Source organism: Streptomyces sp. YKOK-I1 (genome assembly GCF_054660435.1).
In genome coordinates this window covers 3,497,891-3,517,585 of sequence record NZ_BAAGDR010000001.1, presented here as the reverse complement: position 1 = coordinate 3,517,585, position 19,695 = coordinate 3,497,891, and the positions used below count along the sequence as shown (strand labels likewise).

At 70.2% G+C, this 19,695-nt stretch carries 16 protein-coding genes, 3 tRNA genes and 2 pseudogenes; 8 read left to right on the top strand and 13 right to left on the bottom strand.

Translation table 11 applies throughout. From position 1 onward, the window contains the following. Positions 1-43: 43 nt before the first annotated feature. From ACYQ8Q_RS15285 to ACYQ8Q_RS15270, 4 genes are all read right to left on the bottom strand, one after another. Positions 44-1,972, bottom strand: a complete 1,929-nt coding sequence (locus tag ACYQ8Q_RS15285; RefSeq protein ID WP_460065329.1) for an ABC transporter ATP-binding protein — start codon at positions 1,970-1,972, stop codon at positions 44-46. Then, positions 1,972-3,705 (bottom strand): ABC transporter ATP-binding protein, encoded by a 1,734-nt coding sequence (locus ACYQ8Q_RS15280; protein ID WP_460065327.1) that lies wholly within the window; start codon positions 3,703-3,705, stop codon positions 1,972-1,974. Before ACYQ8Q_RS15280 ends, ACYQ8Q_RS15285 begins: the two co-directional genes overlap by 1 nt. 149 nt (positions 3,706-3,854) lie before the next feature. Next, the gene (locus ACYQ8Q_RS15275; RefSeq protein ID WP_460065325.1) at positions 3,855-5,309 is read right to left on the bottom strand and encodes an FGGY family carbohydrate kinase; all 1,455 of its coding nucleotides are present in this window, start codon (positions 5,307-5,309) and stop codon (positions 3,855-3,857) included. Between the two features lie 151 nt (positions 5,310-5,460). Further along, positions 5,461-5,766 (bottom strand): YtxH domain-containing protein, encoded by a 306-nt coding sequence (locus ACYQ8Q_RS15270; protein WP_460065323.1) that lies wholly within the window; start codon positions 5,764-5,766, stop codon positions 5,461-5,463. Between the two features lie 157 nt (positions 5,767-5,923). On the opposite strand from ACYQ8Q_RS15270, the gene ACYQ8Q_RS15265 reads away from it, so the two are divergent. The 3 genes from ACYQ8Q_RS15265 to ACYQ8Q_RS15255 all read left to right on the top strand — a co-directional run bounded on the left by ACYQ8Q_RS15265 (position 5,924) and on the right by ACYQ8Q_RS15255 (position 6,348). Next, positions 5,924-5,996, top strand: a tRNA-Asn gene (locus ACYQ8Q_RS15265). A gap of 5 nt (positions 5,997-6,001) precedes the next feature. Further along, positions 6,002-6,074 (top strand) — tRNA-Asn (locus ACYQ8Q_RS15260). A gap of 200 nt (positions 6,075-6,274) precedes the next feature. After that, a tRNA-Ile gene (locus tag ACYQ8Q_RS15255) sits at positions 6,275-6,348 on the top strand. A 32-nt stretch (positions 6,349-6,380) separates the two neighbouring features. On the opposite strand, the gene ACYQ8Q_RS15250 is transcribed toward ACYQ8Q_RS15255, so the two are convergent. The 5 genes and pseudogenes from ACYQ8Q_RS15250 to ACYQ8Q_RS15230 all read right to left on the bottom strand — a co-directional run bounded on the left by ACYQ8Q_RS15250 (position 6,381) and on the right by ACYQ8Q_RS15230 (position 9,534). Continuing rightward, positions 6,381-6,794 carry a PIN domain-containing protein gene (locus ACYQ8Q_RS15250; protein ID WP_460065321.1) on the bottom strand — a complete coding sequence of 138 codons (414 nt, stop codon included), beginning with the start codon at positions 6,792-6,794 and terminating at the stop codon, positions 6,381-6,383. Further along, the gene (locus ACYQ8Q_RS15245; protein ID WP_460065319.1) at positions 6,791-7,039 is read right to left on the bottom strand and encodes a type II toxin-antitoxin system VapB family antitoxin; all 249 of its coding nucleotides are present in this window, start codon (positions 7,037-7,039) and stop codon (positions 6,791-6,793) included. Before ACYQ8Q_RS15245 ends, ACYQ8Q_RS15250 begins: the two co-directional genes overlap by 4 nt. Positions 7,040-7,052: 13 nt before the next feature. Beyond that, positions 7,053-8,675 (bottom strand): annotated as a pseudogene (locus ACYQ8Q_RS15240) (glycoside hydrolase family 13 protein). A 47-nt stretch (positions 8,676-8,722) separates the two neighbouring features. Then, a pseudogene (locus ACYQ8Q_RS15235) lies at positions 8,723-8,842 on the bottom strand (carbohydrate ABC transporter permease); the annotation flags it as partial. A 281-nt stretch (positions 8,843-9,123) separates the two neighbouring features. Next, positions 9,124-9,534: a nuclear transport factor 2 family protein gene (locus ACYQ8Q_RS15230; protein ID WP_460065317.1), complete on the bottom strand. Its 411-nt coding sequence runs from the start codon at positions 9,532-9,534 to the stop codon at positions 9,124-9,126. An 88-nt stretch (positions 9,535-9,622) separates the two neighbouring features. Here ACYQ8Q_RS15230 and ACYQ8Q_RS15225 point away from each other — a divergent pair, with 88 nt between their 5' ends. Next, positions 9,623-10,276 carry a TetR/AcrR family transcriptional regulator gene (locus ACYQ8Q_RS15225; RefSeq protein WP_460065315.1) on the top strand — a complete coding sequence of 218 codons (654 nt, stop codon included), beginning with the start codon at positions 9,623-9,625 and terminating at the stop codon, positions 10,274-10,276. A 45-nt stretch (positions 10,277-10,321) separates the two neighbouring features. Here the strand turns inward: ACYQ8Q_RS15225 and ACYQ8Q_RS15220 are convergent, their stop codons facing one another. After that, a complete protein-coding gene (locus ACYQ8Q_RS15220; protein ID WP_460065313.1) occupies positions 10,322-11,395 on the bottom strand; it encodes an Lrp/AsnC family transcriptional regulator in 1,074 nt (357 codons plus the stop codon). A 124-nt stretch (positions 11,396-11,519) separates the two neighbouring features. Between ACYQ8Q_RS15220 and ACYQ8Q_RS15215 the strand changes: the two genes are divergently transcribed. The 4 genes from ACYQ8Q_RS15215 to ACYQ8Q_RS15200 all read left to right on the top strand — a co-directional run bounded on the left by ACYQ8Q_RS15215 (position 11,520) and on the right by ACYQ8Q_RS15200 (position 16,531). After that, entirely contained in the window at positions 11,520-12,746 is a 1,227-nt protein-coding gene (locus ACYQ8Q_RS15215) for a M20 metallopeptidase family protein (protein WP_460065311.1), read from the top strand. A gap of 26 nt (positions 12,747-12,772) precedes the next feature. Next, entirely contained in the window at positions 12,773-14,128 is a 1,356-nt protein-coding gene (locus tag ACYQ8Q_RS15210; RefSeq protein ID WP_460065309.1) for an MFS transporter, read from the top strand. Positions 14,129-14,165: 37 nt separating this feature from the next. Next, positions 14,166-14,786 carry a dihydrofolate reductase family protein gene (locus ACYQ8Q_RS15205; protein WP_460065307.1) on the top strand — a complete coding sequence of 207 codons (621 nt, stop codon included), beginning with the start codon at positions 14,166-14,168 and terminating at the stop codon, positions 14,784-14,786. A gap of 266 nt (positions 14,787-15,052) precedes the next feature. Further along, positions 15,053-16,531, top strand: coding sequence for a ricin-type beta-trefoil lectin domain protein (locus tag ACYQ8Q_RS15200; protein WP_460065305.1), 1,479 nt, complete (start codon positions 15,053-15,055; stop codon positions 16,529-16,531). 18 nt (positions 16,532-16,549) lie between these two features. On the opposite strand, the gene ACYQ8Q_RS15195 is transcribed toward ACYQ8Q_RS15200, so the two are convergent. From ACYQ8Q_RS15195 to ACYQ8Q_RS15185, 3 genes are all read right to left on the bottom strand, one after another. Next, a complete protein-coding gene (locus tag ACYQ8Q_RS15195) occupies positions 16,550-17,611 on the bottom strand; it encodes a LacI family DNA-binding transcriptional regulator (RefSeq protein WP_460065304.1) in 1,062 nt (353 codons plus the stop codon). A gap of 231 nt (positions 17,612-17,842) precedes the next feature. Further along, positions 17,843-18,868, bottom strand: coding sequence for a macro domain-containing protein (locus ACYQ8Q_RS15190; RefSeq protein ID WP_460065302.1), 1,026 nt, complete (start codon positions 18,866-18,868; stop codon positions 17,843-17,845). 3 nt (positions 18,869-18,871) lie between these two features. Continuing rightward, positions 18,872-19,633: a nuclear transport factor 2 family protein gene (locus ACYQ8Q_RS15185; protein WP_460065299.1), complete on the bottom strand. Its 762-nt coding sequence runs from the start codon at positions 19,631-19,633 to the stop codon at positions 18,872-18,874. Positions 19,634-19,695 lie beyond the last annotated feature (62 nt).

Here is a 19,695-nt window from a genome sequence, read left to right as displayed (position 1 = left end):
GCGCAGTTCCCCGCGCCCCTGAAAAGCCCCACCGGGCCCCGGCTCAGTCCACCTCCGCCACCGCCTGCGCGAACTGCGCCTGGTACAGACGCGCGTACGCCCCGCCCGCCTCCAGCAGCTCGGCGTGCGCGCCCTGTTCCACGATCGAGCCGTTCTCCATCACCAGGATGGTGTCCGCGTCCCGGATCGTGGACAGACGGTGGGCGATGACGAACGACGTCCTGCCGTGCGCCAGCTTCGCCATCGCCTTCTGGATCAGCACCTCGGTACGGGTGTCGACCGAGGAGGTCGCCTCGTCCAGCACCAGGATCGTCGGGTCGGACAGGAACGCCCGCGCGATGGTGATCAGCTGCTTCTCACCCGCGCTCACCCCGCTGCCCTCGTCGTCGATCACGGTGTCGTACCCCTCGGGCAGCGTCCGCACGAACCGGTCCGCGTGGGCCGCCCGCGCCGCCTCCTCGATCTCGCCCCGGGTGACCTCGCGCGCGGCGCCGTACGCGATGTTCTCCGCGATCGTGCCGCCGAACAGCCAGGTGTCCTGGAGCACCATGCCGATCCCGGCGCGCAGCTCGTCCCGCGACATCAGCGCGATGTCCACGCCGTCCAGGGTGATCCGGCCGCCGGAGACGTCGTAGAACCGCATCAGCAGGTTGACCAGGGTCGTCTTGCCGGCGCCCGTCGGGCCGACGATCGCGACCGTGTGCCCCGGTTCCACCGTCAGCGAGAGGTCCTCGATGAGCGGCTTCTCCGGGTCGTAGCGGAACGAGACGTGCTCCAGCGCGACCCGCCCGCGCAGCTCCTCCGGCTTCGCCCCGGCCGCCGGGTCGGCCTGCTGCTCCTCCGCGTCGAGCAGCTCGAAGATCCGCTCGGCGGAGGCCACGCCCGACTGCACCAGGTTCGCCATCGACGCGACCTGCGTCAGCGGCATCGAGAACTGACGGGAGTACTGGATGAAGGCCTGGACGTCGCCGATGGACAGGGCGCCCGAGGCGACGCGCAGCCCGCCGACCACCGCCACCAGCACATAGTTGATGTTCGACACGAAGAACATCAGCGGCTGCATGATCCCGCTGTTGAACTGCGCCTTGAACCCGGCCTCGTACAGGGCCTCGTTCTGCTCGGCGAACTGCCGCGCCGACTCCTCCTGGCGGCCGAACACCTTCACCAGCGTGTGACCGGTGTACATCTCCTCGATGTGCGCGTTCAGCCTGCCGGTGGTGCGCCACTGCTGCACGAAGTGCGGCTGCGACCGCTTGCCGACCTTCGCGGCGACGACCGCCGACAGCGGCACGGTCACCAGCGCGACCAGGGCGAGCAGCCAGGAGACCCAGAACATCATCGCCAGCACGCCGATGATGGTCAGCAGCGAGTTGATGAGCTGGCCCATCGACTGCTGGAGCGTCTGCTGGATGTTGTCGATGTCGTTGGTGGCGCGGGAGAGCACCTCGCCGCGCTGACGCTTGTCGAAGTACGACAGCGGCAGCCGCGACAGCTTCGTCTGCACGTCCTCGCGCATCCGGAACATCGTGCGGTTGACGGCCCGGTTGACCATCCGCGTCGCCACCGCCATCAGCAGACCCGCGACGAGGAACACCCCGACCGCGAACAGCAGGACCTGGCCGACCTGGTCGAAGTCGATGCCCTTGCCGGGCGTGAAGTCGGTGCTGTTGAGCATGTCGGCGACCTGACCCTCGCCGCGCTCGCGCATCGAGTCGAGCACCTGCTCCTTGCTCGCCCCGTCCGGCATCTGCCGCCCGATGATGCCCGCGAAGACCAGGTCGGTGGCCTTGCCGAGGATCTTCGGGCCGACCACGTTCAGCCCGACGCTGAGCACCACGCAGCAGAGCATCACGTACAGGGTGAGCCGCTCCGGCTTGAACTGGGCGAGCAGCCGCCTGCCGGACACCTTGAAGTCCAGCGAGCGGTTGTCGGGACCGGTGCCGGCCATCATGCGCCCCATGGGCCCGGCCATCAGGCAGCCTCCGCTTCCGTCAGCTGGGAGAGCACGATCTCCCGGTAGGTCTCGTTGTCCGTCATCAGCTCACGGTGGGTGCCGGCGCCGACGACCCGGCCCTCGTCGAGGACGATGATCCGGTCGGCGTCCCGGATGGTCGCCACCCGCTGGGCGACGATCACCACCGTCGCCTCGGCCGTCTCCCGGCCGAGCGCCGCGCGCAGGGCCGCGTCGGTGGCGTAGTCGAGGGCGGAGAAGGAGTCGTCGAAGAGATAGATCTCCGGCCGCTGCACGAGCGTCCGGGCGATCGCCAGCCGCTGGCGCTGACCGCCGGAGACGTTGGTGCCGCCCTGGGCGATGGGGGAGTCCAGCCCGTTCTCGAGCTTGGTCACGAAGTCCTTGGCCTGGGCCACCTCCAGCGCGTGCCACAGCTCCTCGTCCGTGGCGTCCGGGTTGCCGTAGCGCAGATTGCTCGCGACGGTCCCGGCGAAGAGGTACGGCTTCTGCGGCACGAGCCCGACTGTCTTCGCCAGCAGGACGGGGTCCACCTCGGCCACCGGCACCCCGTCGACCAGCACCTCCCCGTCGGTCGCGTCGAACAGCCGGGGGACCAGACCGAGCAGCGTGGACTTGCCGCTGCCGGTGGAGCCGATCACGGCGGTGACCTCGCCGGGCCGGGCCACCAGGTCGATCGCCTTGAGGACGGGCTCCTCGGCCCCCGGGTAGCGGAAGCCGGCCGCCCGGATCTCCAGATGCCCGTGCCGGCGCAGCTCGGTCACCGGCGCCACCGGAGGCACCACGGAGGACGAGGTCTCGAGCACCTGCTGGATGCGCTCGGCGCACACCTCCGCGCGCGGCACCTGCATGAACATGAAGGTGGCCATCATCACGGACATGACGATCTGCATCAGATAGGCGAGGAACGCGGTCAGATCACCGATCTGCATCTGGCCGCTGTCGATCCGGTGGGCGCCGAACCAGACCACCGCGATCGAGGACAGGTTCACCGTGGTCATGACCACCGGGAACATCAGGGCCAGCATGTTGCCGGTCTTCAGCGAGATGTCCGTGAGGCCGGTGTTGGCCTTCCGGAACCGCTGCTGCTCGTACTCGTCGCGGACGAACGCGCGGATCACCCGGTTGCCGGTGATCTGCTCGCGCAGCACCCGGTTCACGGTGTCCAGCCGCACCTGCATCGACCGGAACAGCGGTCGCAGCCGCCGCACGATCAGCGTCACACAGATGCCCAGCACCGGGACGACGGCGACCAGCACCCCGGACAGCGGGACGTCCAGGCCGAGCGCCATCACGATGCCGCCCACACACATGATCGGCGCCGATGCCATCAGGGTGAACGCCATCAGGGCCAGCATCTGGATCTGCTGGACGTCGTTGGTGGTCCGGGTGATCAGCGAGGGCGCGCCGAACTGGCCGACCTCCCGGGAGGAGAAGGACTGCACCCGGTCGAAGACGCCCGCCCGGACGTCCCGGCCGAGCGCGGAGGCGGTCCGGGCGCCGTAGTAGACGGCGCCGATGTTGCAGACGACCTGCGCCAGCGAGATGCCGATCATCATGCCGCCGTAGGACAGGATGTAACCGGTGTCCCCCTCGACGACGCCGTTGTCGATGATGTGCGCGTTCAGTGTGGGCAGGTACAGGGTGGCGCAGGTCTGCAGGAACTGCAGCAGCACCAGCAGGGCGATGGGTTTCTTGTAGGGCCTGAGGTAGGTCCGCAGAAGTCGTATGAGCACGCTACGTCTCTCGGAGTCGGCGGTAGGGGCATTGGTTGCCCCTGGCCCCTATCGTCGGACACTCCACCCGCGTTACCTCAACTGATTAAGCCGAGGGCTGCGTGATATACGCCTTCCGCGTACAAAGGCGGGTGCTCCCGGGTCCGGCCCTACGCCCGGAACGCCCCCGGATGCGTCTGCTCCCGCACCGACATGTACTGCTGGCGCACCGCCTGCCCCACCGCGAGGTCCTCGCCCGGATCCAGCACGACCGCCGCCGCGCCCTGCCACACCGGCGGGGTCCGCGGATCGAGGGTGCCCTGCTTCGCCCCGAGCGCCCAGGCCGCCTGCCGGGCCGCCCCGATCGCCGCGTAGTCCGCCGGCTGCGGTACGACGACCTGCGCGCCGAAGAGCGCCGGCGCCGCCGCCTGCACGGCCGGCAGCTCGGCCGCCGCGCCCAGCAGGAAGATCCGCTGCACGCTCACGCCCCGCCCGCGCAGCACGTCGAGCGCGTCCGCGAGCCCGCACAGCATGCCCTCGAACGCGGCCCGCGCGAAGTGCTCCGGCTTCATGGACTCCCGGCGCAGCCCCGCCAGCGTCCCGGCGGTGTGCGGCAGGTTCGGCGTCCGCTCGCCCTCCAGATAGGGCAGCATCACCAGCCCGTGCGAGCCCGGCGTCGACTTCATCGCCAGCTCGGACAGCCCCTCCAGATCGGGCGCGCCGAGCAGTTCGGCGGCGCCGCGCAGGGTCCGTACGGCGTTCAGGGTGGTCACCACCGGCAGATGCATGCCCGTGGCGTCCGCGAGGGAGGTGATCATCCCGGACTGGTCCACCAGCGCCTCGGGATGTACGGCCATGACGGACCCGGAGGCGCCCAGGGACACCACCACGTCCCCCATGCCCAGTCCGAGCCCCAGCGCCGCCGCCATGGTCTCGCCGGTGCCGGCGGAGATCAGCAGCCCCTCCGGTGTCGTACCGGCCGCGTCGGACGGCCCGATCACCTCGGGCAGCATGGCCTGGTGACCGAGCGCCAGCTCGACCAGGTCCGGCCGGTATCCGCCCATCGCGGCGGACCAGTACCCGGTCCCGGAGGCCCCGCCCCGGTCCGTGGTCCTCCTCACAGGCCGCCCCAGCAGCTGCCACACCAGCCAGTCGTGGGCCTGCATCAGCACGGCGGTCCGCAGGGCCGCCTCGGGCTCGCTCTTGGCCAGCCACCTCAGCTTGGTCACCGGCTGGGCGGCCTGCGGCACGCACCCCACGGCCTGCGCCCAGGCCTCGCGCCCCCCGAGCGCGTCGATGAGATCGGCCGCCGCGACCTGGGCGCGCTTGTCGCCGCCCACCATCGCCGGCCGCACGGTGTTGCCCTGCGCGTCCAGCGGGACCAGCGCGTTCTGCTGCGAGGACACCCCGATGGCCTGCACACCCTCCAGCAGGCCCCCGCCGGCCGCCTCCCCGAGGGAGAGCAGCCAGGCCTGGGGATCGACGTCGCTGAGCCGACCCCCGCTGTCCGGACTCTCCACCGGGTGCGGCGCATATCCCTGCCTGAGCACGGCTCCGGTGTCCGCGTCGCAGACGACGATACGAGTGAAATCGGGCGAACTGTCCAGCCCGGCGACTATCCCCATAACGAAAATTCTGCCGCACGCGCCGCCGAGGTTGAGCCGCGTAGACCGGAGCGGGCGCGGGGAGCCGTCCGGGCGCGGCCGCGTCGTGGCTGGTCGCGCAGTTCCCCGCGCCGCTCGGGGGGTGGCTGTGATCGGTGTTGCAAAGGAACTGTTACGTGTTGCTCGTGCCCCAGTCGTCCTCGCCGCCGTTGTGGGCGCTGCGTTCGCGCAGCGAGCGGACCCGCCCGGCGACCGACTCGGGCATCCGGTCGCCGACCCTGGCGCTGACCGCGTGGTACGCCTTGCCCGCGTACTGGCGGCTCTGCTGGGCGGCCGTCTCGGCGGTGTTGCGCACGGCGGGGTTCTGCGCGACCTGGCGCGCGGATTTCTTCAGCTGCTCGTAGCGCTCCCGTCCGGCACGCGTGCCCAGCACGTAACCGGCGGCGAGCCCGACGAGGAACGTCAGCTTGTAGCGCATGGCGGCCACCCTCTCCTTGCGTAGGTCCCTGGTGCGGCGTCGGTGCCGGGGGAACCGATTGGCGGAGCACCCCCCTGCTTGCGCTAATGTATGTGTCGCAGCGAGCGTCCGCCCCCTGGCGAATACCCAGGTGGGTACGTTCGATGCAACGAGGCATTCCTCCGTAGCTCAATTGGCAGAGCAGCCGGCTGTTAACCGGCAGGTTACTGGTTCGAGTCCAGTCGGGGGAGCTCGGTCCTCCGTAGCTCAATTGGCAGAGCAGCCGGCTGTTAACCGGCAGGTTACTGGTTCGAGTCCAGTCGGGGGAGCATCGTGAACGAGGACCCCGGTGGGGTCCTTTTTCATGTGGGTTCCCGCCGGTGTCACGCCGGTGCCACACCGGCGGGAACCGCGCAGGCCGCAGCGGGGTCTCCCTGGTCGGGCAAGGTCGACCAGCCGAAGCGTGAGATCGTATGAGCGGCTATGCTGCGGCACACGGCGCGTACACATGTACGCGACACGCCGCTATGGGGCGGTAGCTCAGCCGGTTAGAGCAGCGGACTCATAATCCGTCGGCCGTGGGTTCGAGTCCCACCCGCCCCACCGCTGGCCTTGGGTATCGGGCCGCGCGGGCTCTACTGCCTGAGATCGATCATGCGGATCGGTTGTCCTGTCGTGCGGGCGATGGTTTCGAAGTCGCGGTCGCAGTGGAGCAGCGTGAGTCCCGCTCCTTCCGCGGCTGCGGCCACAAGGAGGTCCACGGGGCCCGCGCTGCGGTGTTCTCCCTTGGCGGTCAACTGTTCCTGGACAACGCGGGAGCGGCGGTAGACACCGTCGGGCATGGGGCGCCAGGCGTAGTGGGCGTCGAGTGCGGTCTTCAAGCGGGCGCGGTCCGTGGCCGAACGGGCCGAGTGGAGGACTTCCAGTTCGGTGAGGTCGCAGATTGCGACGAGGCCGGCGGCGATCCTGTCGTCCCACTCGGCCGTGTTCTGGCGGAGCAGGACGCGGGCGAGCGCGGAGGTGTCGATGAGGTAGTCGGCGACGGTCACTCGTCCGCTCCGGTGCCGTCGCCCGCACTCGTGGGGCGGTATGAGTGCTTATTCAGCAGCAGGTCCACGTCCAGGGCCCCGTCGGCCACGAGTTCGCGGGCTTCTTCGAGGGAGCGGAGGCGCCGGTAGCGGGCCGTGACTTCCCGCAGGGCGGTGTTGATGGTGTCGCGCTTGGTGGTGGTGCCCAGTTCCTTGGCCGCTTCTTCCAGCGCCTCATCGTCGAGATCGATGACGGTACGGCTCATGATGGGACGGGTGTCAGATCGTGAGCCAGGCTGCCTGGTCGGGGGCGAGTCGGCCGTTCTCGACGGGCTCGCCGGCCAGCAGGATCGAGGTGTGGTCGGGCAGCTGGTACGGCTCGGTCGAGAGGTTGACCACGCAGACGAAGCCGGGCTCGCGGCGGAAGGCGAGGACTCCGGCGGGGGTGTCGTCCAGCCAGGTGAGGGTGCCGTCGCCGAAGGCGGGGTGGCCGCGGCGCACACGCAGGGCCGCGCGGTAGAGCTCCAGCATCGACGAGGCGTTGCCGGTCTGTGCTTCCACGCTCAGCCCGGCCCAGTCGGCGGGCTGCGGCAGCCACGGCACGGCGGAGGCGCCCCCCGGGGCCTCGGTGCTGAAGCCGTATGGCGCGGTCTGGCCGGACCAGGGGATCGGGACCCGGCAGCCGTCGCGGCCGCGGTCGGTGTGTCCGGAGCGTTCCCAGACGGGGTCCTGGAGGACGGACTCGGGCAGATCCTCGACCTCGGGCAGGCCGAGTTCCTCGCCCTGGTAGACGTAGGCGCCGCCGGGGAGGGCGAGGGCGAGCAGGGCGGCTGCGCGGGCGCGGCGGGTGCCCAGTTCGAGGTCGGCGGGGCCCGCGGGGACGTAGGACTCGTTGGCCACCCACTTCTTCGCGGCTCTACGGCCGTAGCGGCTGGCGTGGCGCATGACGTCGTGGTTGGACATGACTCAGGTGGCCGGGGCGCCGACCGTGCCGAGCATCGTGAGGGTGTCGTCGATGACGGCGCGCAGATCCTTCGCGTCCCAGTCGGTCATGAGGAAGTCGAAGTTGAAGGCGGTGTGCAGGCCGTCGGAGCGAAGGTAGGCGGCGAGCCGCTCGGGGGTGTCCGTCCATGCCTCCGCGACGAAGGCGCGGTCGCCGGGGTACTCGTCGGCCACCCTGCGCCAGGCACGGTAGATCTCGTGGACCTCGTCGCGGTCCCAGAAGGGGTGCACACCACCGTCGTGGCCGGCCAGGTCGGGCAGTTCGGGGTCCTTGACCAGGCCGTGCGCCACGTCGATGCGGAAGCCGTCCACGCCCCGGTCGAACCAGAACCGCAGGACGGACTCGAACTCCGCGTGGACGTCAGGGTGCTGCCAGTCGAGGTCCGGCTGCTGGGGCGCGAAGAGATGCAGGTACCACTCGCCGTCCGCCACCCGGGTCCAGGCCGGACCTCCGAAGCGGGAGTCCCAGTCGTTGGGCGGGAGGGTGCCGTCGGGGCCGCGGCCGGGGCGGAAGAGGTAGCGTCCGCGTTCCGGGCTGCCGGGGCCCGCCGCCAACGCTGCCCGGAACCAGGCATGCTGGTCGGAGGTGTGGTTGGGGACGATGTCCGGGATGATGCGGATTCCGTGTTCGTGGGCTTCGGCGATGAGCTGTTCGGCCTCGGTGACCGTGCCGAACAGCGGGTCGATCTCGCGGTAGTCGGCCACGTCGTAACCGTGGTCCGCCTGGGGCGACTTGTACCAGGGGTTGATCCAGAGGGCGTCCACGCCGAGGGACTTGAGGTAGGGCAGACGGGAGCGGATACCGGCGATGTCGCCGACCCCGTCGCCGTTGCCGTCGGCGAAGCTGCGGATGTAGACCTGGTAGATGACGGCGTCGCGCCACCAAGGGGTGGGGGGCATGGCGGGTGTTGCTCCTTGGCTGTTTTCTGCGGTCGTTTCCGGGTGGGTCACTTCGCCGCGCCCGCGGTCAGCCCGGCGACGATGCGGCGCTGGAAGAGCAGCACCATGACCACCAGCGGGATCGTGACGAGGACACCGGCGGCCATCTGGCTGCCGAACGGCACCTCGGGGGAGCACCGCACCGCCGCCCGGCCCGCACGCCGGCGAGGACGTCTGCCGCGACGGATCGAACGGACCGGGCGCGAACACCTGACCCCTCTGACACCTTCCGGCAGGCAAGGGCATGTGCGAACTCGCCTGCCGGGGCGCGCGGCGTTCTCGTCTCCGGGCTCTTGTTCCAGCAGGAGTGACCGGCGTCGAACCGGCCGGGCTCGTCCACCCGGGACGCGTCCTGGACGCAGGTTGGACACAAGGATCGGAAAAGGACTCATGATCCGTCGGCCGGGGGCTATCTGATTTCCGTTGCCTGGGACCACACCACGCGCCACTGACCCTTGATGTTCTCGTAGCTGTCGGTGTGCCAGTACGTTGCGCGAGGGACCGCGCGACCTCCGAACACCACCTCAAGGGTGGCCTGGTACCGAATGACGGCGGCGTTCTCGTAGACGCGGACATCGATGGAACCGGGTTCCCAGTCGACGTAGGAGATGCCTCCGGTCGCAATGGCCTCGAGGTAGTCGTTCCTGGACAGCAGCGCACCGATCGGTGTGACGAGTTGGAAGTCCGCCGCGTGCAGGTCGTACGCGGCGGTGACGTCACCCGCCACCAGGGCGCGGAGCCGGGCCCGCTCGACCTCCCGGATCTGTTCTGCCACGTCGGCTGCCTGCTCGCACCGGGCTTCCGTGTTCTCGTCATCCATATCGGCACCGTCCTGACGCTCGTAAACTTACGTGTGTAAGTGCAAGAGGCACGGTATGTCAGTCAACTAACAGGTGTAAAGTCATGGCATGACGACGGGACCCTCCACGCCCGCTGCCCCGGGGCGCGGTGAACGGGCCGCCCGATCCCGCAACCGCCGAGGCGAGGGCCCCCGGCTGCGTGAGGAGATCGTTCGGGCGGCGACCGCGCTGATCGTGCGTACCGGCTCGGACCAGGCGGTGACTCTGCGCTCGGTGGCGCGCGAGATCGGCATCGCCGCCCCGTCCATCTACGCCCACTTCCCCCATCGGGACGCCATCGTCCAAGCGGTCGTGGAGGAGGCGATCGCTCAACTGCACCAGTCGGTCACCGCGGCGGTCACCGCTCACGAGGACCCCGTGGAAGGGCTGCTCGCCGGATGCGCCGCGTACGTGGAATTCGGCACCAGGGAGCCCGCGCGCTATCGGGTGCTCTTCGAGACGCCCCCCTCCAAACCCGACCCGGCCGGCCCCGATGCCGCCGGGCTCAGCGGGCTCGACGCGTTCCAGACGCTCGTCGCCAACCTCCACGCCTGCGTGCGCGCCGGCCGCTCGGCCAGCACCGACCCGTTCGCCGACGCCGTGGCCCTGTGGACCGCGCTGCACGGTCAGGTCTCCCTTCGTGCCGCTCTGCCCGACTTCCCCTGGCCGCCGACCGACCCCGTCGAACAACTGGTGCTGCGCCTCGGACGTATCACTTCCTGAAGTCGCACTCCTGCCGCGACGGTGGCACGATGCGCGGGCCCCCGGCTATCGCGACGTCACCGCCGCCGGCGCCTCGGGCGATCCCATGATGGCCGGGGGTGTGTCCGCCCAGGGGTTGAGGGGCACCGCGGAGGTCGTCCGGCCTTGGCGATCGAGGACGCGCCCCATTCGTTTGGTCATGCGCAGGACCACGGCACGCTCGGACAGGGAGAGGGTGGGGAAGCCTTCGGCGATCTTCGTCTCCAGCCGCTGGCTGTCTCCGAGGGTGCGCAGCCACACGATGACGAGCAGGTTGTCCGTCCCGGTGATCGCGGCGCACATCCGGATCTCGGGAAGCTTGAGCAGGCTCTGGGCGATACGGTCGAGATCGTTGGCGGGAACTCTGGCCCAGAAGTAGGCACTCACGGGCCAGCCGCTGATGATGTCCGACACTTCGCAACGGAACGAGACGAGGCCGTCCCGCATCACCCTTTCCAGGCGTCTGCGGGTGGTGGACACGCTCGTCCCGGTGAGGTCGGCCAGTTCGGCGACCGTCCGGCGGCCGTCCGCGCTCAGGGAGAGCAGCAGGTCGCGGCATGACTCCGGCAGCGGTTCGGTGCCTGCGGAGCCGGGCGGGGCGTGGCGGGTCAGCAGAGTGCGCTGGGCGGGGGAAAGGGCCTGGAGCCGCCATCTGTTTCCCTCGCTGTAGAAGCGCGTCGCGGTGTGGGTGCGGGTGCCGCGCACGCCGTGCAGTCGGCTGACCTGGTCGAGGACGAACCGCGACAGCGCCTGCAGATCGGGGAAGAGGACGACGAGGAACAGGTCGCGGCCACTTGCGGCTTGAGACACGTTGGCGACCTGTGGCACTTCCACGAGCGCGTCGACCACCTGGCCACGGACGCTGGGTTCGCAGTCCACCTCGACGAAGGCCAGGACGCTGCGCTCGCTCCACATCGACAGGTTCGGGTAGGCGGTCACCCAGGCGACCCCCTTCTCGGACAACCGGTCCCAGCGTCGTGCCGCGGTCGCGGAGTTGATGTCGAGGACCTTGCCGATCTCGGTCCAGGTGGCCCGCGGCGCTATCTGCATGACGTTGATCAAGGACAGATCGGTCTCGTCCAGATTGAACGAATCTTGCATGACATCTCGCCTCATGAATGTTTTCGCCAATTCAGGCGTCATTGAAGCGCATCTCTCCACTCTATGGACATCCGCCGTTCGGCATCCGGTCCCGGACGGCCCTCTTGGAGGTGCACCCGCTGCCATGACGATCTGTACGGATGCGACCGCCTTGCGCGACGAGCTGCTCGGCTTGCGCCGCAGGCTGCATGCCGAACCCGAGGTCGGGCTGGACCTGCCGCGTACCCAGGAGAAGGTCATGGCGGCCCTGGACGGCCTCCCGCTGGAGATTTCCCCCGGCAGCCGGCTGTCCTCCGTCACCGCGGTGCTGCGCGGAGGCCGGCCGGGCCCGGCCGTGCTGCTCCGGGCGGACATGGACGCGCTGCCGGTGGCCGAGCGCACCGGCCTGCCTTTCGCCTCCGTCGTGGAGGGTGTCATGCACGCCTGCGGCCACGATCTGCACACCACCATGCTGATCGGCGCCGCCCATCTGCTCGCAGCCCGCCGACAGGACCTCGCCGGCGACGTGGTGCTGATGTTCCAGCCCGGCGAGGAGGGGTACGACGGCGCCGGTGTGATGCTGGCCGAAGGCATCCTGGACGCGGCGGGACCCCGGCCGGTCGCGGCCTACGCGCTCCACGTGTTCACCACGGGACTCCCGTCCGGAACGTTTCTGGCCCGCAGCGGTGCCACCATGGCGGCCACCAACGACGTGGACGTCACCGTCATCGGCGCGGGCGGGCACGCCTCCGCGCCTCACCGGGCGAAGGACCCCGTGCCGGCGGCCTGCGAGATGGTCACCGCGCTGCAGACGATGGTCTCCCGTACGTGCGACCCCTTCGACCCGGTCGTACTGACCATCGGCTCCTTCCACGCCGGCACCCGCCGCAACGTGATCCCCGAAACCGTCCGCTTCGAGGGCACCGTACGCACCTTCTCCACTCGGGCCCAGGGCAGGATGAAGGACGCGGTGGTGACGCTCGTGCGCCAGATCGCCGCCGCTCACGGACTGCGCGCGGAGGTGGAGTTCACCCCGCGCTACCCGGTGACCGTCAACGACGAGGACGAGACCGTCTTCGTCGAGTCCACCGTGAAAGAGGCCTTCGGAGAGCACCGCTTCCAGCCGCTCCCCCACCCCCTCACCGGCGCCGAGGACTTCTCCCGTGTCCTCGACGAGGTGCCGGGCAGCCTGGTCATGCTGGGCGCCGCTCCCACCGGCATGGACTCCACGTCGGTCGCGAACAACCACTCCCCGTACGCCGAGTTCGACGAAGGAGTGCTGTGCGACGGCGCCGCTCTCTACGCCGCTCTCGCCACCCGTCGACTGGCCGCAGAACCGGCCGAGGCCATCGCTTCGGCCTCCGTCTCCTGACCCCGTCCCTCACCTGGGAGATTTCCTTGTCACTCACACCCTCCGCCCGCCCAGCACCCGGTTCCTCTCCTGAGCAGCCGACTCGGCCCGACGCTGCCGAAGCCCACAGACCCTCCAGCAGGCAACAGCGGCGTGCCCTCGTCGGCACCGGCATCGGCAACGCGCTCGAGTGGTACGACTGGCACGTCTACGGCATCTTCGCGCCCTTCTTCGCCACGCAGTTCTTCAGCCCGGACAACGAGTTGTCGGCCGTGCTGTCCACGCTTGCCATCTTCGCCGTGGGATTCCTCATGCGGCCGGTGGGCGCCGTCGTGTTCGGCCGGCTCGCGGACCGCACGGGACGGCGCCTGGCGATGGTGCTCTCGATCGGTCTCGGGTCGGCAGGCAGTCTGGCGATAGGCCTCGCCCCGACCTACGCGAACGTCGGTGCCGCGGCGTCGCTGATCCTGCTTCTGGCCAGGCTCACCCAGGGCCTGGCGCACGGTGGAGAACTGCCCTCCTCCCAGACCTACCTCGCCGAGACGGCCCCGCCCGAGCGCCGCGGCCGGTGGACCAGCGCCATCTATGTCTCGGGTGCCTGCGGCATGCTGATCGCCACCCTGCTGGGTGCGGGCCTGGCAGCCCTGTACGGCACGGAAGGGCTGGCGGAGTGGGGCTGGCGGGTACCGTTCATCATCGGCGGCCTCCTCGGGATCTACGCCCTCTTCCTGAGGCGCAAGCTCACCGAGACCCACGCGTTCAGCAAGGAGCACAGGTCCCCGGGAGCCGTTTCCGAGCGCCCCTCCGTGCTGCGCGGCGTCTGGCGGAACCGTGCGGCTGCCGGGCGGGTGATCGGCCTGACCGCGGGCTTCACGGTCACCTACCAGGCCTGGACCACGGCCGCGCCCACCTACGCCATCAGCGTCACCAAGCTGGACTCCACGGAGGTGCTGCTCGCCGAAGTGGTCGCGCTCCTGGTCTTCATCGCCGTCCTGCCCCTGTGCGGGTCACTCTCCGACCGCATCGGACGCCGGCCCGCCATGCTGAGCTTCGGACTCGGTATGGCGGTGCTCACCTACCCCTTGATGTTCCTGGCCCGAGCGGGCGGTGTCTGGCAACTCGGCCTGGCCATGGCGATCGCCCTGGTCTTCATCGCGATGTGCGCCTCCATCGCCCCCGCGATCTTCGCCGAACTGTTCCCCACCGACGTGCGGACCACCGGCTCCGGCGTACCGTACGCGATCGCCGTGGCCCTCTTCGGCGGTACCACCCCCTACCTGCAGACATGGCTGGCCAGCCATCACGCGCAGAACTACTTCACCGTCTACAACATCGCGCTGCTGCTCGTCGGGGCCCTGGTCATCTTCACCAGCCCCGAGACGCGGGCCAGACCGCTGGAGTAGTCGGCAGGCCGACTCGAGGGGCCGACATCGGTCAACCATGCTGGTCAGAGAGGCTCCGTCCCCACCACTGAGGGCGGAGCCTCCGCGCGACCAGCCGACGTCATCGACGGGCAGCGCGGTGTCCCGGGACGACGTCCCGGCGGCGCTGCTTCTCCTCGGGCAGGCGCCCGGCGGGCCGGACGAGGATCCGGCGGGGTTTCCGTTCGGGGGCTGGCAGGCGCCGTTGCTGGACGAGGTCTCGGGGGCGCAGATCGGTGCGGCGTACGAGGGTACGGACGCCCTTCTGCTGGGCCGGCGGACGTATGACATCTTCGCCTCCTACTGGCCGAAGTATCAGGAGGGCGGCGAGGACGACGAGATCGCCGAGCTCTTCAACCGTGTCCCGAAGTACGTGGCCTCCCGGGGGACACCCGATCTGTCGTGGGCCGGGTCCGTGCAGCTCGGCCCGGATCTGGCCGGCGCGGTGCGGGAGGTCCGGGAGCGGCATGAGCAGGTGAGGGTGTTCGACGGCGGCGCGGTGCCCACCAGCCTCACCCTTCTCGAACCGCCGGCGGCCGGCGGGAAGGGGACGGTGTATCTGCGGTACGGGCTGGCCGAGGGGACGCCCGGGACGGGGGACATGAGCGCACCTGATCGCGGGGTCGGGCACGACGGCTGAGGCCGCGCCACGGGGGAGGCGGACGGCCGGGCGGGCGGTGGTGAGAGGGCCCCTGCCGGGCCGTCGAAGGAGGCTGCCGTATTTCCGATCCTCCGGAGGTCTTGTCATCGGAGCGGGCGACGTGCCAATGTCCGGCCATGGTTACGTAACCATGGCCGGTTTACGTGGGTCTGGGCGTCGGTTGTCGGCCCCCTGGCTCAGCAGTGCCTCGGCTCAGGTGACGAACCCGCACACAGCCCTCCGCGCTTCACGTCACTGGAGACGACATGACGAAGACCCTGAAGGGGTCGAGAAAACTGGCCGGTGTGATCATGGCCGGCTTCGGCGCTTCCCTCATGTTCCTGACCGCCCCCGCCCTCGCCCAGCCGACCGCCGCGGCGCCGGCCGCCCCGCACACGTCGGTGAAGCCCGCGGCGAAGGGCGGCACCAGTGACTTCCGCGGGGTGAACTGGGCGGACCCCCGGGACAACTACGCCAGTGACGCCGTGGTGCCCAGCGGACTGTCGGTGACCGACGACTACCGCACCGTGTACCGCACCACGGGTCGCATGGTGCGCGGCTTCAAGAAGAACCTGGGCGCCAACACCCTGCGACTGCCGATCAACCCGGCCAGTGTGGGCACCACCTGGTGGAAGTCGTACCGGGCGACGATCGACGCGGCCACGGCCCAGGGCGACAAGGTCATCGTCAGCTACTGGGAGGCGAACACCAGCAAGGACGGCCTGGTCGACGACACGGCCGCCTGGAACACGATGTGGAACACCGTGGTGCGGGAGTACAAGCACAACCCGCGGGTCTACTTCGAGCCCATGAACGAGCCGCACGGCTACACCCTGGACCAGTGGGTGTCCGTCACCAGTGGCTGGCTGGCCCGGCACAAGGACGTCCCGCGCGGCCGTGTCGTGATCAGCGGTACCGGCTACAACGACAACGTCACCGGTGTCGGCGCGGCGCGCGCGCTGAAGGGCACGCTGCTGTCGCTGCACTTCTACGGCTACTGGAACAGCTACACCCAGAAGTCGGACTGGACCGCCGACCTCGCGTCCAGGATCGGCGACTACGCCGGCCGGACCATCATCGACGAGGCGGGCGCCCCGATGACCATCGGGCTGAACTACGGGGCGTGGAACGGCAACGTCTACACCTCGTATCTCGCGGCCGTGACCGACACCGCCCGGAGCAAGGGGATGGGGATGGTGTACTGGCCGGGCCTGAGGTTCGGCGACGCCTACTCGATCGAGTCGCTGGACTCCGAGGGCAACCTGGTGGACAACAGCACCACCGGAGTCGCGCTGTTGCGCTGGGGCTACGGCTTCGGCACGACCCCGCCCGTCAACGACCTGCCGGCCGCGCCTCCCGGCGAGGTCCTGCGCGGAGTGGGCTCGGGCCGCTGTGTCGACGTGCCCGGCTTCAGCACGACGAACAACACCCAGCTCGACCTCTGGGACTGCAACGACGGCGGCAACCAGTCCTGGAACTGGAACGCGGAGAAGCAACTCACCGTCTACGGCAACAAGTGCATGACGGTGGGAGGCACCGGAGCCGCGGCGGGAGACCCCGTGGTCATCGCCGACTGCACCGGCGCGGCGGCACAGCAGTGGAACGTGAACGCGGACCTCACGGTGACCAGCGTCGCGAACCCGGCGCTCTGCCTGGACGCGTCCGGCGCGGGCACCGGCAACGGCACGTCGGTCGACGTCTGGTACTGCAACGGGGGCAGCAACCAGCAGTGGACCCGGAGCTGACGGCACCGGGCCCGTGAGTCAGCGCCGCCGCGCCCCGCCTTCCGGCGGGGGCGGCGGCGCTCCCGTGCTCGCGCGGACCACCAGCCGGGTCGGGACCAGGGTCTTGTCGGCCGTGTCGGGCCCGGTACGGCCGATCTTGCTCAGCAGCTTCTGAAGGCTGAGCCGGCCGACCGCGGCGAAGTCCTGCCGCACGGTGGTCAGCGGCGGCCAGAAGGCGTGGGCCTCCTCCATGTCGTCGAACCCCACCACACTGACGTCCTCGGGAATCCGGCGGCCGAGCTCGTGCAGGGCCCGCAGCACACCGAGGGCCATGTGGTCGTTGGCGGCGAAGATCGCCGTGACCTCCGGCCTTCGCCCCAGGGTCAGCCCGTGCCGGTAACCCGATCTGGTGGTCCAGTCGCCGTACAGCACCGGGGGCGGGACGATCCCCGCGTCCTGGAGGGTGCGCCGCCAGGACTCGACGCGACGGGTCGCGGAGAACGAGGTCGGGGGCCCGGCGACGTGCCATACCTGCCGGTGGCCGAGTTCCAGCAGGTGCTCCGTGGCCTGACGGGCGCCCTGGGCCTGATCGGTGTCCACCACGGTGTAGCCGGGGCCGGTGTCCGAGTCGACGACCACCATCGGAACCCCCGGCGGAAGGCTGAACTCCGCGTCGTCGAGGAGATGCGCCTCGAAGATGAGGATCACTCCGTCGACGGCCGCCTCGCTGAGCCGGTCGTAGGCACCGGAGACCCTGCCCATGGTCGGATCCGAGACGGGGATGAGGGTGACGGCGTACTTGGCACGGGCGGCTTCCTCGGTGATCGCGTCGAGCGTGCGCGTGTTGCCGAACGTCCTCAGCGTGAAGGTGATGACACCGATCGTGTTGAACCGCCCGCTCTTGAGGGCGCGCGCGGCTCCGTTCGGCCGGTAGCCCAGCGCCCGCATCGACTCCACGACGCGCTGTCTGGTGGCCGGGTCGACGTTGCTGTGGCCGTTGGACACGCGCGAGACCGTCTGCGGCGCGACGCCGGCATGACGGGCGACGTCCGCCATCGACGGCCGGGGTCGTCCGGACACGGGCTTGTCCCCCATCACCATGATCCCTTTTTCCCTGTTTCTCGGGCTCCGACCACAGCCTAGGCCCACCCGCTCAGGAGGCAGGGGTCAGCACAGGCAGGGGTTCGTGCCCGACCCCAGGCCGAGGATGTCCTCGTCCCTCAGCGCGCCGGCGTAGGCCTGCACCTCGTCCACATCGCCGTGCAGGTACTCACCCCAGCCGTGGCCGTTGACGTACAGCCGCGCCGTCCGGTCTCGGTCGGCCGGTCCGGCCTATTCGGGGCCTGCCTGGCCCACCTGGCCGAGGGCATGTCGGTAGGCCTGCTCGTCGGCGTCCTCGTACACGGTGAACACCACGCGGTCGAAGCGTCCGGGACGGGCCGCGAGCCAGTCCGCGACGGTGCGCAGCGCGACCGGGGCGGCCTCCTCCTTGGGATAGCCGAAGACGCCCGTGCTCACGGCGCAGAAGGCGACGGTGCGGATGGTCTCCACCTGGGCGGCGAGATCCAGGCAGGCCCGGTAGGAGGAGGCGAGCGCCTGCGCGTCCCGCGGCTGCGGACGGCCCCGGACGACGGGACCGACGGTGTGCAGGACATGGCGGGCCGGCAGGTGGTGGCCCCGGGTGATCTTGGCCGTACCGGTGGGTTCGAGGGCTCCCTGGGCCGTGACGATCGTGTGGCAGTCGTCGCGCAGGCGCGGTCCTGCGGCGCTGTGGAGGGCGTTGTCGATGCAGGGGTGCAGGGGGCGGAAGCAGCCGAGCAGCTCGCTGTTGGCGGCGTTGACCACGGCGTCCGCGGTGAGGGTGGTGATGTCTCCCCGCCACAGCACGGTCTCGGCCGCGGCGGGGAACGGCGTGCCGGGGAACTCCTCCTCGATCGTGCGCAGTTCCAGCGCCGGGACGGTGGGCCGCAGCTGACGCTCCGCACCGAGCAGCGCGTCCAGCTCCCGGTCCGCCCCTTCCGGCAGCGGACCGGGACCGCGGACGGTCAGCAGGGCGCGCAGCAGTCTCCGGCGGGCCGTTGCCGCGTCTGTGTCCCTTCCGGCATCGGAGTCCGTGTCGGCGAGGCTGCCCACCGCGTCGGGTCGCAGCCCCAGCCGGGATACCGCCGGATCCGTGCCGAGCAGGCGCAGCGCCGCGCGCACATGGGCGTCCAGCCGGGCGGGTGCGGCCGGGGCCGCGGTCGGCCGGAAGGGTTCGTCGAGGGCGACGGCCGACCGGTAGGCGGTCAGGGGCAGCGCGGCGGGCTGTGCCCGCGTCCCCGCGGCGAAGGCGTCGGACTCGGCGCGGATCGGCATCATCGGTCAGAACAGACCGTTGCCGTGCGGAAGTTCGGCCGGGACGGGGGCGATGACGTCCCAGTGTTCTACGATCCTGCCGTCCGCGACCCGGAAGAGGTCGTAGTAGGCGACGGGTACGCCGAACTCGCCCTCGGACTGCGTCAGGACGAACTCGCCCTCGGCGATGACCCGGTGGACCTTCTTGTAGACGAGGTTCCTGCCCTGCTCGGCCCACTTGGCGGCGGCCGCCCCGAAGCCGTCGAGGCCGTCGGCGGCCTCGGCGTTGTGCTGGTGGTAGGTCTCGGTGGAGATGTAGTCGGTGAGCACCGAGTAGTCGGCTCCGACGAGGACCTTCTCGGCGAACCCGGTCACCAGGGCGCGGTTGGCCTCGGTCCGGCCGGGCTCGGTGACCGCGGTGGGGCCGTCGGTCTGGGAGCGTCCGGAGACGGTGTCCTCGACCAGCGGGGTGAGGGCGTCCCAGTGCTCGGCCAGCCTGCCGTCGGCGTCGACCCGGAAGAGGTCGAACCCGACGAGGGGGGCCGGACCGAAGCCGTGGTAGGTGCCGTGCAGGGCGACCAGGTCGCCGTCGGCGACGACCCGGGCGCCCTCGTAACGGAAGTCCTCGCCCAGCCCCGCGACGAGTGCGCGCAGGGACTCGGGGCCGTCGCCGGCGAGCGCGCTGTGCTGTGTGTAGGTCGTGGCCACCCAGCGGTCCACGGCGGAGGGATCCTTCGCGCCGAACAGCTCGGCGGCGGCCTGGAGGACGGTGTTCTTCGCGTCGCTCATGACTGATGCCTTTCTTAACTCTTGGTGCTGGTGCTGGTGCTGGTGCTGGTGCTGGTGCTGGT

Coding starts and splice junctions, on each gene's coding strand:
- ACYQ8Q_RS15220 (WP_460065313.1), bottom strand. CDS start 11,395: ATGCAAGATTCGTTCAATCTGGACGAGACCGATCTGTCCTTGATCAAC.
- ACYQ8Q_RS15245 (WP_460065319.1), bottom strand. CDS start 7,039: ATGAGCCGTACCGTCATCGATCTCGACGATGAGGCGCTGGAAGAAGCG.
- ACYQ8Q_RS15205 (WP_460065307.1), top strand. CDS start 14,166: ATGCTGGTCAGAGAGGCTCCGTCCCCACCACTGAGGGCGGAGCCTCCG.
- ACYQ8Q_RS15200 (WP_460065305.1), top strand. CDS start 15,053: ATGACGAAGACCCTGAAGGGGTCGAGAAAACTGGCCGGTGTGATCATG.
- ACYQ8Q_RS15270 (WP_460065323.1), bottom strand. CDS start 5,766: ATGCGCTACAAGCTGACGTTCCTCGTCGGGCTCGCCGCCGGTTACGTG.
- ACYQ8Q_RS15215 (WP_460065311.1), top strand. CDS start 11,520: ATGACGATCTGTACGGATGCGACCGCCTTGCGCGACGAGCTGCTCGGC.
- ACYQ8Q_RS15195 (WP_460065304.1), bottom strand. CDS start 17,611: ATGGTGATGGGGGACAAGCCCGTGTCCGGACGACCCCGGCCGTCGATG.
- ACYQ8Q_RS15285 (WP_460065329.1), bottom strand. CDS start 1,972: ATGGCCGGGCCCATGGGGCGCATGATGGCCGGCACCGGTCCCGACAAC.
- ACYQ8Q_RS15190 (WP_460065302.1), bottom strand. CDS start 18,868: ATGATGCCGATCCGCGCCGAGTCCGACGCCTTCGCCGCGGGGACGCGG.
- ACYQ8Q_RS15275 (WP_460065325.1), bottom strand. CDS start 5,309: ATGGGGATAGTCGCCGGGCTGGACAGTTCGCCCGATTTCACTCGTATC.
- ACYQ8Q_RS15185 (WP_460065299.1), bottom strand. CDS start 19,633: ATGAGCGACGCGAAGAACACCGTCCTCCAGGCCGCCGCCGAGCTGTTC.
- ACYQ8Q_RS15225 (WP_460065315.1), top strand. CDS start 9,623: ATGACGACGGGACCCTCCACGCCCGCTGCCCCGGGGCGCGGTGAACGG.
- ACYQ8Q_RS15230 (WP_460065317.1), bottom strand. CDS start 9,534: ATGGATGACGAGAACACGGAAGCCCGGTGCGAGCAGGCAGCCGACGTG.